Source organism: Streptomyces flavochromogenes, from assembly GCF_000717595.1.
GTDB classification, from domain to species: Bacteria; Actinomycetota; Actinomycetes; order Streptomycetales; family Streptomycetaceae; genus Streptomyces; species Streptomyces flavochromogenes.
The window spans coordinates 113,122-127,426 of sequence record NZ_JNZO01000022.1 but is presented as its reverse complement, the minus strand read 5'-3'; the positions used below and the strand labels follow the sequence as shown (position 1 = coordinate 127,426).

The following is a 14,305-nucleotide window of genomic DNA, read 5'->3' as shown; positions in this document are numbered from 1 at the left end:
CGTCCGCGATGATATGACCATGCGTTTTCTGTTCGTCGGCGACAGCATGACCATCGGACGCGCCGGCGACTGGACCTGGCGGTACCGCATGTGGCGGCATCTGGAGTCCACACTGCCCGGCGGGTACGCGATCGTCGGCCCCCGCGCCACGCTGTACGACCCCGCCGCCGACGCCCCGGACTCGGAGACGTACGCCGACCCGGCCTTCCCCGCCCCCGCCCGGCGCCATCTGGCCGGCTGGGGCGAGGGCTGGCTGCACATGGCGCCCGTGATCGGCGCCACGGTCGCGGCGACCGGGGCCGACGTGCTGCTGATCTCCCTCGGCCTGATCGACCTCGGCTTCTACACCAACAGCGAGCAGACCGAGGAGAACGTCCGGGCCTTCGTCGCCGCGGCACGCGCCGCGAACCCGCGCGTCCGGGCCGTCCTCCTGCCGGTCATCCCCAACGTGCGCGCCGGCTACGACGCGCCCTTCGCCCTTGAGTGCGCCCGCTTCAACGAGCTGCTCGCGAAGGCGGTCGCCGACCTGGACACGGCGGCCTCGCCCCTGCTCCTGGCGGCGATCCCGGAGTCGTACGACCTCGACGCGGACACCTACGACGGCACCCACCCGGGCCCCTCGGGCGAGCACAAGCTGGCGTCCGCCTTCGCCGACGCGATGCACCAGGCGTGGGGCCTGGGCGGCCCGTACGCCGGGTAGCGGCCGCGGCTCAAGCGGCCCGGGTCAGACGGTTCGCGAAGGTCGAGAGGGTGTACGCGCCGATGCCGAGGACGACCTCCAGGGCGTTGCGGCGCGTGTATCCCGCGGCCTCGAAGGCGGCCGTCTCCTCGTCGCTCACGGCACCCGCCGAGGCGAGGACGCGCAGGGTGAACAGGCGGACGGCGGCGAGCCGTTCGGCGTCGGGCGCGGGGCCGAGGGCGGCCATCTTGGCCTCGTGCATGTCGACGCAGAGGTGGCACTGATTGCGTTCGGCGACGGTCAGGACGACCGTCTCGCGGGAGTGCGGGTCGAGGGTGGTGGACTCGAAGGTCTGGCTGAGTTTCAGGAAGCCGTCGAGGGTCTCGGGCGACTCCTTGAGGAGGGCGACGGCGTTGGCGGTACGGGCGGACATGTCCACGGGCAAGGCGTCTCCAGGCTCGGGCGGGCAGAACGGGTAGAATCGACAACATGGTTGACCATGTGCCGGAAGAAAACGTAAACCAGGTTGTCGATAACGGCAAGGGAGAAAGCGGGCCCGAGGGCGGCGGCCGGGGGTACGAACTCCCCCTGCTCCTCTTCGGCGGCTTCCGCACCCTCATCGACCGCCTCCACGCCCGCCTCGCCACCGAGGGCCACCCGGACCTGCGTCCCTCCCACGGCTTCGCCATGCAGGCCGTCGGCGCGCGGGGTGCCACCGCCAGCGAGATCGGACGCCGCCTCGGCGTCTCCAAGCAGGCCGCCGGCAAGACCGTCGACCGACTCCTCGCCCTCGGCTACGCCGAGCGCGCCGACGACCCCGCCGACGCCCGCCGCAAACTCGTCCACCTCACCCCACGGGGGTACGAGGCCCTCGCGCGCTCCGCCGCGATCTTCGACGAACTGCGGGCGGAGTGGGCGGCGGCCCTCGGCGCGGACCGCGTCCGGGACCTGGAGGCGGCCCTGCGGAACGTCGTCCCCGCGGAGACGGCGTTCCGCCTGGACGCCACCAGCTGGCTGGGCGCCCCCTGACCGGCCCGGTCGGTCAGGAGGATCACGGGGCGAAGGCCCCGCACGCCGAGTCACCCGGACATCCAGGCACCCCGGCACCCCGGCACCCCGGCACCCCGGCACCCCGGCACCCCGGCACCCCGGCACGCGACTACCAGGCGAAGGCCTCCGGCGACGGCCCCGGGCCCGGGAAGATCTCGTCGAGACCCGCCAGGACCTCCTCGCTCAGGTCGAGCTCCAGGGCGCGCAGCGCGCCCGCCAGCTGCTCGGGCGTACGCGGACCGACGATCGGGCCCGTCACGCCCGGCCGGGTGAGCAGCCACGCGAGGGCCGCCTCGCCCGGCTCGAGGCCGTGCTTGTCGAGCAGGTCCTCGTAGGCCTGGAGCTTGGCGCGGGAGGCCGGGTCGGCGAGGGTGGCCGCCGCGCGGCCCTCCGTACGCCGCTTGCCCTCGGCCTCCTTCTTCAGGACGCCGCCGAGCAGACCGCCGTGCAGCGGCGACCAGGGGATGACCCCGAGGCCGTACTCCTGCGCGGCCGGGATGACCTCCATCTCCGCGCGCCGCTCGAAGAGGTTGTAGAGGCACTGTTCGCTGACGAGGCCGACCGAGCCGCGCCGGGCGGCGGTCTCGTTGGCCTGGGCGATCTTGTAGCCGGGGAAGTTGGAGGAGCCGGCGTAGAGGATCTTGCCCTGCTGGATGAGGACGTCGACCGCCTGCCAGATCTCCTCGAAGGGGGTCGAGCGGTCGATGTGGTGGAACTGGTAGACGTCGATGTAGTCCGTGCCGAGGCGCTTGAGGCTGCCCTCGACCGCACGGCGGATGTTCACCGCCGAGAGCTTGTCGTGGTTGGGCCAGGCCTCGCCGTCGGCGCCCATGTTCCCGTACACCTTGGTGGCGAGAACGGTACGGTCGCGGCGGCCGTCGCCCTTCGCGAACCAGGAACCGAGGATCTCCTCGGTCCGGCCCTTTTTCTCACCCCAGCCGTACACGTTGGCGGTGTCGAAGAAGTTGAGCCCCGTGTCCAGCGCCGTGTCCATGATGGCGTGACTGGTGGCTTCGTCCGTCTGGGGTCCGAAGTTCATCGTCCCGAGGACGAGTCGGCTGACCTTGAGTCCGGTGCGTCCGAGCTGCGTGTACTCCATGGACGCCAAGCCAACTGCTTCGAGTGCACTCGAAGCAAGGGGGTTCCCACGGGGTGGCAGGCGGGCGCGTCGCGGGGGCAGGGCGAGCGGTCGGAGCGGCTCCGGCTACTGGCCCGACACCGATGCCACCGCGATGATCGCGAACATCAGTACGAGCACGCCGGCCATGATGCGGTTACGGGTTTTCGGATCCACGCTTCGAGGTTACCCGGCCGTCCGCCGCGGCCCTCACCCCGCTCCCTCCGGCGGCCCGCCCAGCGGCCAGCCGTCGACCTTCTCGTACCGGGGCTGCTCGCCCCGCACCCCGCTCACCGGCAGGTTCGAGCGCACCAGGGCCAGCTCGCCCACCTCCCAGCGGGTGCCCTCGAAGGTGCCGAGCTCGTCGAGGAAGGGGTGGAGGTCCGCTCCGTCGCCCCGCGCGCGGGCGACCGTCAGATGCGCCTGGTAGCGGCGGTGCTCGTCCATCGGGACCCCGGCCCTGCGCGCGGCGGCGTCGGCGCGCTCGGCGAGCAGCCGCAGCTCGTCCAGGTCCCCGGCGATCCCGGCCCACAGGGCGCGCCGCCCGAAGTGCCCGCCGCCGTGGAGCCGCAACGGGAAGGAGGGTGTGCGGTGCGCGGCCCGGGCGAGCCGGACGCGCAGGTCGGGCAGCAGCTCCTCGTCGACCTCCCCCATGAACGCGAGCGTGAGGTGCCAGCCGGGCCGCGAGGTCCAGCGGAGCCCGTCGGCCCCGGGCAGCCGGTGGAGCCGGTCGACGACGTGTCCGATTTCGTCCAGCTGCTCGGGCGGCGGCAGGACGGCGGCGAAGAGCCTCATGAGGCGAGTGTGGCAGCGGTTAGCCTCTGCGGCATGAAGATCTCCATCAGGAAGGGCGGGGCGGAGGACCTCCCCGCGATACTCGGCGTCCTCGACAGCGCCGTGGTGTGGCTCAACGGCAAGGGGATCACCGCACAGTGGGGCACCGAGTCGTTCTCGGGGCGCCCCAAGGCGGTGAAGCAGGTCGAGGACACGATGGCCGCGGGTGATCCGTGGATCGCCGAGATCGACGGCGTACCGGCGGGGGTGATGACGCTGACCCCGTTCCCCGGGCAGCACATCGCGCCGGCGGACGAGCCCGAGGTGTACGTGCGACTCCTCGCGACCGACGCCCGGTTCCACCGCCACGGGGTGGGCGCGGCGCTGCTCGCCCACGCGGCGGAGGAGACGCGGCGGCGGGGAGTGTCGCTGCTGCGGGTGGACTGCTTCGCGGGCAGCGAGGGCCGGCTGGTCGCGTACTACGAGAGCCAGGGCTTCACCCCGACGGACACGTTCCTGGTCGGGGACTGGGCGGGCCAGGTGCTGGAGCGGCGGGTCTGAGCCGCGGACGACGACAGGAGTGGCCGGGCTGGAGCAGGGAAGAGGGGTGCCCGGGCGTCAGAGCGCCCTGACCGCACGCGAAGCGCGGTGAGGCGCGGTCCGGCCACCCCTCTCCCTCGCGGAGGCCCGGCCCCGGGCCCCCTCTCCCCCGCGGAGGCCCGGCCCGGACCCCCACGCACCCGGGCCGCCGTCCCCGCCCGAGGGCTACGCCGCGGTCGCCAGCCGTTCCCGCGCCACGAACCGCACCTGTGGGTGCCCGTGGCGCCAGGACCAGGCGACCTTGAGGCCGCCGACCCGGGCCAGGACCAGGCCCACGACGACCGCCGCCGCCAGGGAGATCACGCCGCCCGTCGCGAAGCCGACGCGGGCGCCGTACGTGTCGGTGACCCAGCCGAGGAGCGGTGCGCCGATCGGCGTACCGCCGGCGAAGACCATCATGTAGAGGCTCATCACCCGGCCCCGCATGGCCGGGTCCGTCGCCATCTGGACGGCCGAGTTCGCGGTGATGTTGACGGTGAGACCGATCATGCCGATGGGGACGAGCAGCACCGCGAACAGCCAGAACGCCGGCGACAGGGCCGCCGCGATCTCCAGGATGCCGAACACCGCCGCCGCGATCACCAGCATCCTCAGCCGGGTCGAGCCGCGCCGGGCCGCCGCGAGGGCGCCCACGAGCGAGCCGGCCGCCATGAGGGTGTTGAGGAAGCCGTACGCGCCGGCGCCGACGTGGAAGACGTCGCCGGAGAAGGCGGTGAGCCAGATCGGGAAGTTGAATCCGAACGTGCCGATGAAGCCGACGAGGACGATCGGCCAGATCAGGTCCGGTCGCGCGGCCACGTACCGCAGGCCCTCCCGCAGCTGGCCCTTGCCGCGCGGGGCGCGCTCCACCTTGTGGAGTTCGCTCGTCCGCATGAGCAGGAGGCTCGTGAGGGGCGCGAGGAAGAACAGGCCGTTGAGGAGGAAGGCCCAGCCGCTGCCGACTCCGGCGATGAGGACACCGGCGACGGCGGGCCCGACGAGCCGCGCGGACTGGAAGTTCGCCGAGTTCAGGGAGACGGCGTTGCGGAGGCGGTCGGGGCCGACCATCTCGGAGACGAAGGCCTGCCGGGCCGGGTTGTCGACGACGGTCACCATGCCGAGGAGGAAGGCGATCAGGTAGACGTGCCAGACCTGGATGCTGCCGGAGAGGGTGAGGACGGCGAGCGCGATGCCGCAGAGGCCGAGGGCTGCCTGGCTGACGAGCAGCAGGCGCCGCTTCGGGTAGCGGTCGGCGATGACTCCGCCGTAGAGGCCGAAGAGCAGCATCGGCAGGAACTGCAGGGCCGTGGTGATGCCGACGGCGGCGGCCGAGCCGGTGAGGCTCAGGACCAGCCAGTCCTGGGTGATGCGGGCCATCCATGTACCGGTGTTGGAGACGATCGCGCCGGTGAAGAACAGCCGGTAGTTACGGATCCTGAGCGAGGAGAAGGTTTCCCCCCGCCCGCGGGTGTCGAGGGTGGGTTTGTGGACGGGTGCGGAGTCTGCTCCGGGTCCCGTACTCAAAGTGCGTCGCCTCCTTGGCGCGTGGACTACAGGTGGGCGAGCTTCTCCAGGACGGGGGCGGCCGCGCGCAGCCTGGCCCATTCGTCCTCGTCCAGGCCCTCGGCGAGCGAGGCCAGCCAGGCGTTCCGCTTGCGGCGGGACTCTTCGAGCATGGCTTCGGCCTGCTCGGTCTGGCTGACCACCTTCTGCCGGCGGTCGTCGGGGTGCGGCTCCAGCCGGACCAGTCCCTTGGCTTCGAGCAGCGCGACGATGCGGGTCATCGACGGCGGCTGGACGTGCTCCTTGCGGGCCAGCTCGCCGGGGGTGGCGGAGCCGCAGAGCGCGAGGGTGCCGAGCACCGACATCTCGGTGGGGCTCAGCGACTCGTCGACGCGCTGGTGCTTGAGGCGTCGGCCCAGTCGCATGACGGAGGAGCGGAGCGCGTTCACGGCCGCGACGTCGTCGGCTGTGCCGTGGGACAGGTCAGGCATGTTTGTTAGCCTAACTCATTACTCTGCCTAAATACCAACGGGAACGCACGGACGTCGCACGGATCACACCCGTTTGCCTGCACCCCCGCGTGAACCGCATGCGCGCAGATCACGCTTCCGCATCCATGTATCACCCAAACGAGTGAGTCGGATCCAGAAAGTGACGCAAAGGAGCCCCGGCTGCCCCGACCCTGAACGACATGGGATCGACAGTGCTCAGCCTGCGCATCGACGGTGAGCTGCTCGACCGGCTCAGGAGTCACGCCGCGAAAAGAGGAATGAGCGTCCAGGACTATGTCGTCCGGACGCTCATTCGCGAGGATTTCGACGAGCGGTTCAAGACCGCCGTCGACGAGACGGAGAAGTTCTACGGGGAGGCGGACGGGGAGGCGGCGGCCGCCACGGCGACCGACACCCCCCGCGATCACGTGAGGCCGAGCGCCGGCATCGCGTAGTAGAAGACGAACACCGCCGACACGGCGTACATGGCCACCGGGACCTCACGGCCCCGGCCGGCCGCGAGCCGCAGCACGCTGAACGCGATGAAGCCGATGCCGATGCCGTTCGTGATCGAGTACGTGAACGGCATCATCACCATGGCCAGGAACGCCGGCACCGCGATGGTGTAGTCGCTCCAGTCGATGCCCTTGACCGAACCGGCCAGGATCAGGAAGCCGACCGCGAGCAGCGCGGGCGTGGCCGCCTGGGACGGGACCATCGTGGCCAGCGGCGTGAGGAACAGCGCCACCGAGAACAGACCGCCGGTCACGACCGAGGCGAGCCCCGTGCGCGCGCCCTCACCGACGCCCGCCGTGGACTCCACGAAGCAGGTGGTGGCCGAGGAGGAGGTCGCGCCGCCGGAGGCGACGGCCAGGCCGTCGACGAGCAGGACCTTGTTGATGCCGGGGAAGTTGCCGTCCCTGTCGATCAGCTTGGCCTCGTCGCCGACGCCGAGGATCGTGCCCATGGCGTCGAAGAAGCAGGACAGCAGCACCGTGAAGACGAAGAGGACGCCGGTCAGGTAGCCGACCTTCTCGAAGCCGCCGAAGAGGCTGACCTCGCCGACCAGACCGAAGTCCGGCGAGGCGACCGGGTTGCCCGGCCACTCCGGGGTGGTCAGACCCCAGGACGGGACGGTCGCCACCGCGTTGATCACCATCGCCACGATGGTCATGACGACGATCGAGATGAGGATCGCGCCCGGCACCTTGCGGATGATCAGGGCGAGGGTGAGGAGCGTGCCCAGGATGAAGACGAGCACCGGCCAGCCGGTGAGGTGACCGTCGCCGCCGAGCTGGAGCGGGACGGTGGTGTGCGCGGCGTCGGGGATGCGGGAGACGAAGCCCGAGTCGACGAGGCCGATCAGCATGATGAAGAGGCCGATACCGATCGCGATGCCCTTGCGCAGGCCGACCGGGACCGCGTTCATCACGCGCTCGCGCAGACCGGTCGCGACGAGCAGCATCACGACGACACCGGCGAGGACGACCATGCCCATGGCGTCCGGCCAGGACATCTTCGGCGCGAGCTGGAGCGCCACGACCGTGTTGACGCCGAGGCCGGCGGCGAGGGCGATCGGGACGTTGCCGATGACGCCCATGAGGAGCGTCGAGAACGCCGCCGTGAGGACGGTGGCGGTGACGAGCTGACCGCCGTCGAGCTGGTGCCCGTACATGTCCTTGGCGCTGCCGAGGATGATCGGGTTCAGCACGATGATGTAGGCCATCGCGAAGAAGGTGGCGAAACCGCCGCGGATCTCACGGGCGACGGTCGAGCCGCGCTCCGAGATCTTGAAGTAGCGGTCGAGACCCGAGGTCGGCTCCTGGGGAGCGGAAGGCTCGGGGGGCATGGCCTTGGCGGTGGCCGTGGTGCTCATGGGGGGTTCCTCTTCGGGAGACGTCCGTTTGGCGGTTCGTACGAAGGAAACCCGCCAGAGGCAAACCGTTTCAGTATGAACACATGAACGAGTGAGCGTCTATCTCCGCGCGTAGATACGATTTCCCGCCACCTAGACTGACCCTCATGGCGAAGTGGACACCGAAGCACGAGGCACCCGAGCCCCTCGAAGGGCCCGTCGTCGCCACCATCACCGGCGGAACGATCCTGTGGTTCGTCCTCTTCGTCGTCCAGGTCCCGTTCTACGGCTGGTTCGACGACCGGGACCTGACCTGGTGGGTGTGGACCTGCCTCGCCGGCGCCGGACTCGGCCTGATCGGCATCTGGTACGTACGGAAGCGGGACGCGGCGATCAAGCGGCACGAGGCGGCGCGAGCCGCCGGGACGGAGACCACGGGGAACCCCGAGGCACGCCCCGGCGCGTAGTGCCAGAGGACCATTCCCCTCCTCCCCCGGTCTGATCTTCACCCTTCTCGGCAGGTGAACGGTCGATTCCGGTCGTACCGTCGAAAACATGACTCAGCGGGCGAAGATCGACACGGACGTCAGCGAGGCCGAGGCGGTGGGGCCACCCGTTGTCCACCGTCCCGCCGGACTCACCTCCGCCGAGGTCGCCGAACGCGTCGCCCGCGGCGAGGTCAACGACGTCCCCGTACGGAGCTCCCGCTCGACCACGGACATCGTCCGCGCCAACGTCTTCACCCGCTTCAACGCGATCATCGGCGTGCTCTGGGTGATCATGCTCTTCGTCGCACCGATCCAGGACAGCCTCTTCGGCTTCGTGATCATCGCCAACACCGGCATCGGCATCGTCCAGGAACTCCGCGCCAAGAAGACCCTCGACGGCCTCGCCGTCATCGGCGAGGCGAAACCCACCGTCCGGCGCGACGGCGTCGCCGCCGAACTCTCCACCTCCGAGATCGTCCTCGGCGACCTCATCGAACTCGGACCCGGCGACAAGGTCGTCGTCGACGGCGAGGTCGCGGAGGCCGACAGCCTGGAGATCGACGAGTCACTGCTCACCGGCGAGGCCGACCCCGTCGTCAAGAAACCCGGCGACCGGATGATGTCGGGCTCGTTCGTCGTCGCCGGCGGCGGCGCGTTCACCGCCACCAAGGTCGGCCGCGAGGCCTACGCCGCGCAGCTCGCCGAAGAGGCCTCCCGCTTCACGCTCGTCCACTCCGAACTCCGCACCGGCATCTCCACGATCCTCAAGTACGTGACGTGGATGATGATCCCGACCGCGATCGGGCTCGTCATCAGCCAGCTCGTCGTCAAGGACGACAACTTCAAGGACGCGGTCGCCCGTACGGTCGGCGGCATCGTCCCGATGATCCCCGAGGGACTCGTCCTGCTCACCTCGGTCGCCTTCGCGATCGGAGTCGTACGACTCGGGCGCAAGCAGTGCCTCGTCCAGGAACTGCCCGCGATCGAGGGCCTCGCGCGCGTGGACGTCGTGTGCCTGGACAAGACGGGCACGCTGACCGAGGGCGGCATGGACGTCACCGAGCTCCGCCCCCTCAACGGCAGCGACGAGACCTACGTACGCAAGGTCCTCGGCGCCCTGGGGGAATCCGACCCCCGCCCGAACGCCTCCCTCCAGGCCATCATCGACGCCTACCCGGACACGGTGGAGTGGCGGTGCACGGAGGCCCTGCCGTTCTCGTCGGCGCGGAAGTACAGCGGGGCGGCGTTCAGCGAGGGCAACGGCGAGAACTCGAGATGGCTGCTGGGCGCCCCGGACGTCCTGCTGCCCACCGGGGACCCGACGCTCACCGAGATCGACCACCTCAACGAACAGGGCCTGCGGGTCCTGCTCCTGGCACGGACGGCGAACGAACTCGACTCCCCCGAGGTCGCGACCGGCGCCCACCCGACGGCCCTGGTCGTCCTGGAACAGCGACTGCGGCCGGACGCCGCGGACACACTCGCGTACTTCGCCGACCAGAACGTCGACACGAAGGTCATCTCCGGCGACAACGCGGTCTCGGTCGGCGCGGTGGCCGGAAAGCTCGACATGCCGGGCGCGGCGAACACGGTCGACGCCCGCACCCTCCCCGCCGACCGGGAGGAGATGGCGAAGGTCCTCGACGAGAACGCCGTCTTCGGCCGGGTCACGCCGCAGCAGAAGCGCGACATGGTGGCGGCGCTGCAGTCCCACGGACACACGGTCGCGATGACGGGCGACGGCGTGAACGACGTCCTGGCCCTGAAGGACGCGGACATCGGCGTGTCCATGGGCTCGGGCTCGGAGGCGACGAGGGCGGTGGCCCAGATCGTCCTGCTGAACAACAGCTTCGCGACACTCCCGTCGGTGGTGGCGGAGGGCCGCAGGGTCATCGGCAACATCACCCGAGTGGCCACCCTCTTCCTGACGAAGACGGTCTACTCGGTCCTCCTGGCGGTCCTGGTGGTGTGCTCACAGGTGGAGTACCCCTTCCTCCCCCGCCACCTGACCCTCCTCTCCACCCTGACGATCGGCGTCCCGGCCTTCTTCCTCGCGCTCGCGCCGAACAAGGAACGGGCCAAGCCCCACTTCGTACGCCGGGTGATGCGGTACGCGATCCCGGGCGGCGTCATCGCGGCGGCGGCCACGTTCACCACCTACCTCCTGGCCCGCCACCACTACAGCGGCGAAGGCGCCCTGGAGGCCGAGACGAGCGCGGCCACCCTGACCCTCTTCCTGGTCTCCATGTGGGTCCTGGCGATCGTCGCCCGCCCGTACACGTGGTGGCGCCTCACCCTGGTCGCCACGATGGGAGGCGCGTTCGTCCTGGTCCTGGTCGTGCCCTGGCTCCAGGACTTCTTCGCCCTGAAGCTGGTGGGCACGACGCTGCCCTGGGCGGCGGTGGCGATCGCGGCGGCGGGCGGCCTGCTCCTCGAGGTCGCGTGGAAGTGGGTGGACCGGAGGTTCCCGGCGTAGCGAGTCGGTCCTCTTCCCTCGGTGCCGAGCGGCTCTCGACCTCTCCGACCCCGCCCTCCGCTGACCCCGACCGTCACCGGCCTCAGTCGAACCAGCGGTCCCTCGCCAGTTCCGCCGTCCTCGACGGGTCCTCCAGCAGGGCCGCCACCTCGAAACGGCGCGGCCACTGGCCCGCCGACCAGGCCAGGCCCGCCGCCACGCCCTCCAGGGTCGAGGCGTGGACGACGCCGTCCGCCGTACGGCGCCAGTCGAGTTCCGTGTCCGCCGCCCTGAGCTCCTCGTGCTCGATGTACGTGGCCGGCGTCGTCGGGCCGAGCAGGATCCGGACCGAGTCCGGCACCTCGTGCTCCTCGCCCACCGTCGCCACCTCCGCCTCCACCGCCACGCTCAGCCGCCGCACCTGGAACAGCTCCGCAAGGTCCGCCGCCCGCGCCGGCGACACCGGCAGCAGCGGCACCCCGCCGGCCAGCGGCAGCAGGTCCGGCGCGTCCGCCACCATCGCCTCCGCCGCGTCCACCACGACCACCTCGCCGTCCACCACCGCGCGCAGCTCGTCCGGCAGCGTCACCTGCTCCGGGTCCAGGTCCGCGAGGGCCGTGTACAGCGCGTGGAGTTGGGCGTCCGTGACCTCTCGCGACGGGTCCGCGAGGCGCGTCAGGAGTTCCGCCGCACCACCCGGCTCGTCGAGCAGCGCCGCCACCGACGTGCGGACTCCCAGCGCCCTCAGGACCTGCTCGTCCTCGAAGCCGGTCGCGTCGGCGGAGTCGTACAGGCCGGAGAGGAGGGGGTCCGAGCCCTCGGCGCGGAGGCCCGCCGGACGGCGGCCGCCCAGGACGGGGTGGTCGCGGAGCCACCACGCCGTGTACGAGCGGACGGTCCCCGTCGTGCCGTCCGGCAGGAGGATCCGTACGGGCTGGGTGAGGGCGTCGCGGAGAGGGGGCTGCGCCAGGAGGGCCAGCGCCTGCGGCCAGGCGTCGTCGTCGACCAGGTCCAGGTCCCGTACGGCCACGATCTCCGTCGCCACCGGCGGCACCGGCGTCTCCGGCAGCCGGTCCAGGACGTCCTCGCACCACACGTCGACCGCGTCCAGGAGCCCCGCGTCGTCCGGCTCCGGGTAGTCGCCCTCGCGCGGCTCGACCTCGTCCGGGTCGAGGAGGAGGTCGGTGGCGCGGACCAGGGCGAAGGTGGCCAGCACTCCACAGGCGGCGAGGGGCTGCTCGCCCCAGCGGGCGGCCAGGTCCGCGTCCACGTAGGCCAGTTCGTCCTCGCGCATGACGGCGGCGAACGCCGAGCCCGGCATCACCAGCTCGCCCGCGGGGGAGAGTTCGCCGTCCTCGTCGGGCAGCGCCAGCGCGCCCAGCCAGGGCTCCTCGCCCGGGTCGAGTTCCGCGTCCCGGACCAGGGCGAGGACGGTCTCGACGAGTTCGTCCGCGTCCAGGGTGTCCGCGTCCTCGTCCCAGATCTCCCCCGCGTCGAGGGAGGCCGCGACCGCGGCCCGTACCTGGGGGGTCGTCAGGACCGCGCGGGGCGTCGCGGGCAGGGCGCCAAGCTTCTCCAGGAGCGGGTGAGCGGCCTCGGGGTGGGCGACCTTCAGGCCGAGCCGGGTCAGCTCGGCAGGGGTCCTGTCCTGGGGCAGGAGGACCTGGCGGGGGCCGATCGCCGTACGGATCCGGGCCCCCTCGGCGGCTTCCGCCAACGGGACCGGGAGGCCCGACAGGCGGTCCGGGTCGACACCCGCGAGGGAGTCGTACAGGCGCCACCACCACGTCGGGGCGCGGTCCACCCCGGCGAGACGGTCGATCGCCTCGGTCAGGGGCACACGGCCGACGCCGAGGGTCCGGAGCTCCGGGCGACGCTCCAGGCCGGCGGGGAGCAGGGTCGGGAACACCTCGGCAAGGACGTCGACCGTGTCGGCGCCCGCGCCCTCCGCGACCTCGGCCTCGATCGGGCGGAGTGCGGGGAGTTCCTCGGTGGGGGCGGCGGGCGCCAGGAACGCGACCCTCGGCAGCCGGTCCAGGATCGCCTCGCGCAGGGCCCCGTCGAGAGGGCCCTTGCCGAGCGGGCCGGGGACGAGGTCGAGCGTGGCGGTCGTCACCGGCTGCCACTCGGCGAGCAGTTCGGCGTACGCGTCGGCGGCCCGCTGCACCAGGAAGTCGGTGAGCCGGCCGGGCGCCGGGTGCCGCCGCGCGGTGTCCAGGGGCAGGGAGGCGATGAGCAACGCGGGGATGCCGAGGGGTTCGTCGGTGGGCGTGGGGGCGTGCACGACCGGGGTCGTACGCGGGTAGCGCGGGGCTCCCTCCGGATCCACGGGCACGGCCCAGGTGACGGACCAGTGGGGGCGCAGGCGCTCCTCCACCGGGCGGTCCTTGAGGAGTTCGGCGTCGAGGGGGCCGCCGTGGGAGACGGTCCGCCAGCGGTGGGTGCCGGTGGCGGAGTCGACGATCTGCACGTATCCGTCGTCCTCGGAGCGGCGGAGGGTCCGTACTCCTTCCGGGGTCTCCACGACGATCTCCGCGAGCCCCGGAAGAGTGAGGAGGAGCGCGTCGTCGACGGAGGCGAGGAGCCGCTCGGCGAGGTCACGGGCCGCGGCGTCGCGGAGCGGGAGGACGACGACGGTGTCGTAGCCGTCGGGGGCGGTGCCCTCGGCGGGCAGCGGAAGCCGGAGAAGGGGTACGTGGCCGTCACGGCGGCGCAGTTCGTCGCCGAGGCCGGGGCTGTACCGGGCGGAATCGGCGGCGAGTTCGCGGGCCTCGGCGAGGGACCAGCGGACGCCGCCGTGGCGGCCCAGGACGGCGGGCTCGTCGGTGACGGCGAGGACGGCGGCGAATCCGACGCCGAAGCGGCCGACCGCGCCCCGGGTCTGCTGCTCACGCTTGGCGGAGGCGCGGAGGGTCGACAGGGACTCGACGCCGGTGGCGTCCAGCGGGGCACCGGTGTTGGCAGCGGCGAGGAGGGCGGGGCCCTCGTGGTCCGCGGGGTGCAGGGTGAGCCTGAGACGGCCGGGGACGCCGGCGCGGTGGGCGGCGTCGGCGGCGTTCTGGGCGAGCTCGACGACGAGGCGGTCGCGGTAGCCGCCGAGGGCGAGGTCCTCCTCGGCGTTGGCGTCCTCCCGGAACCGGGCAGGGGACGCGCCCCAGGCGTCGAGCACACCCCGCCGCAGCCGGGCGGTGCCGAAGGGATCGGTTCCGTCGGTCGTCGTCCGGACGCTGACGCTCACGTCTGACTCCACTCTGCGGGGCGGTGATGGTGCGGGACCCGGGCCGCGGGGCCAGGGTGCGAGCCCTTGGACCCGG

13 protein-coding genes are annotated in these 14,305 nt (G+C 71.8%); 6 read left to right on the top strand and 7 right to left on the bottom strand.

The window, feature by feature from the left end; translation table 11 throughout:
• Positions 1–19: 19 nt before the first annotated feature.
• A complete protein-coding gene (locus IF00_RS0126450) occupies positions 20–700 on the top strand; it encodes a GDSL-type esterase/lipase family protein (protein ID WP_030322152.1) in 681 nt (226 codons plus the stop codon).
• A gap of 10 nt (positions 701–710) precedes the next feature.
• On the opposite strand, the gene IF00_RS0126445 is transcribed toward IF00_RS0126450, so the two are convergent.
• Complete coding sequence (locus IF00_RS0126445) at positions 711–1,112, bottom strand: carboxymuconolactone decarboxylase family protein (protein WP_030322151.1); 402 nt, start codon at positions 1,110–1,112, stop codon at positions 711–713.
• Positions 1,113–1,168: 56 nt separating this feature from the next.
• Between IF00_RS0126445 and IF00_RS0126440 the strand changes: the two genes are divergently transcribed.
• Positions 1,169–1,708 carry a MarR family winged helix-turn-helix transcriptional regulator gene (locus IF00_RS0126440; protein WP_030322149.1) on the top strand — a complete coding sequence of 180 codons (540 nt, stop codon included), beginning with the start codon at positions 1,169–1,171 and terminating at the stop codon, positions 1,706–1,708.
• Positions 1,709–1,838: 130 nt separating this feature from the next.
• Here IF00_RS0126440 and IF00_RS0126435 read toward each other — a convergent pair whose 3' ends face one another.
• Both IF00_RS0126435 and thpR read right to left on the bottom strand, forming a co-directional pair.
• Positions 1,839–2,828: an aldo/keto reductase gene (locus IF00_RS0126435; RefSeq protein WP_030322147.1), complete on the bottom strand. Its 990-nt coding sequence runs from the start codon at positions 2,826–2,828 to the stop codon at positions 1,839–1,841.
• A 228-nt stretch (positions 2,829–3,056) separates the two neighbouring features.
• Positions 3,057–3,641 (bottom strand): RNA 2',3'-cyclic phosphodiesterase, encoded by a 585-nt coding sequence (thpR, locus tag IF00_RS0126430; RefSeq protein ID WP_030322145.1) that lies wholly within the window; start codon positions 3,639–3,641, stop codon positions 3,057–3,059.
• Positions 3,642–3,674: 33 nt separating this feature from the next.
• Between thpR and IF00_RS0126425 the strand changes: the two genes are divergently transcribed.
• Complete coding sequence (locus IF00_RS0126425) at positions 3,675–4,181, top strand: GNAT family N-acetyltransferase (RefSeq protein ID WP_030322144.1); 507 nt, start codon at positions 3,675–3,677, stop codon at positions 4,179–4,181.
• Positions 4,182–4,385: 204 nt separating this feature from the next.
• On the opposite strand, the gene IF00_RS0126420 is transcribed toward IF00_RS0126425, so the two are convergent.
• Together IF00_RS0126420 and IF00_RS0126415 are read right to left on the bottom strand one after the other, a co-directional pair.
• A complete protein-coding gene (locus tag IF00_RS0126420; protein ID WP_030322142.1) occupies positions 4,386–5,723 on the bottom strand; it encodes an MFS transporter in 1,338 nt (445 codons plus the stop codon).
• A 26-nt stretch (positions 5,724–5,749) separates the two neighbouring features.
• A complete protein-coding gene (locus tag IF00_RS0126415; protein WP_030322141.1) occupies positions 5,750–6,193 on the bottom strand; it encodes a MarR family winged helix-turn-helix transcriptional regulator in 444 nt (147 codons plus the stop codon).
• Positions 6,194–6,393: 200 nt separating this feature from the next.
• Between IF00_RS0126415 and IF00_RS0126410 the strand changes: the two genes are divergently transcribed.
• A complete protein-coding gene (locus IF00_RS0126410) occupies positions 6,394–6,648 on the top strand; it encodes a hypothetical protein (protein ID WP_030322139.1) in 255 nt (84 codons plus the stop codon).
• On the opposite strand, the gene IF00_RS0126405 is transcribed toward IF00_RS0126410, so the two are convergent.
• Positions 6,618–8,069, bottom strand: coding sequence for an NCS2 family permease (locus IF00_RS0126405; RefSeq protein ID WP_030322138.1), 1,452 nt, complete (start codon positions 8,067–8,069; stop codon positions 6,618–6,620). The genes IF00_RS0126410 and IF00_RS0126405 overlap by 31 nt on opposite strands.
• A 146-nt stretch (positions 8,070–8,215) precedes the next feature.
• Between IF00_RS0126405 and IF00_RS0126400 the strand changes: the two genes are divergently transcribed.
• Both IF00_RS0126400 and IF00_RS0126395 read left to right on the top strand, forming a co-directional pair.
• Positions 8,216–8,515: a DUF2530 domain-containing protein gene (locus IF00_RS0126400; RefSeq protein ID WP_030322136.1), complete on the top strand. Its 300-nt coding sequence runs from the start codon at positions 8,216–8,218 to the stop codon at positions 8,513–8,515.
• An 88-nt stretch (positions 8,516–8,603) separates the two neighbouring features.
• Positions 8,604–11,012, top strand: a complete 2,409-nt coding sequence (locus tag IF00_RS0126395) for a cation-translocating P-type ATPase (RefSeq protein WP_030322134.1) — start codon at positions 8,604–8,606, stop codon at positions 11,010–11,012.
• Positions 11,013–11,094: 82 nt separating this feature from the next.
• On the opposite strand, the gene IF00_RS0126390 is transcribed toward IF00_RS0126395, so the two are convergent.
• Positions 11,095–14,241, bottom strand: a complete 3,147-nt coding sequence (locus IF00_RS0126390) for a sacsin N-terminal ATP-binding-like domain-containing protein (RefSeq protein WP_063740694.1) — start codon at positions 14,239–14,241, stop codon at positions 11,095–11,097.
• Positions 14,242–14,305: the final 64 nt, after the last annotated feature.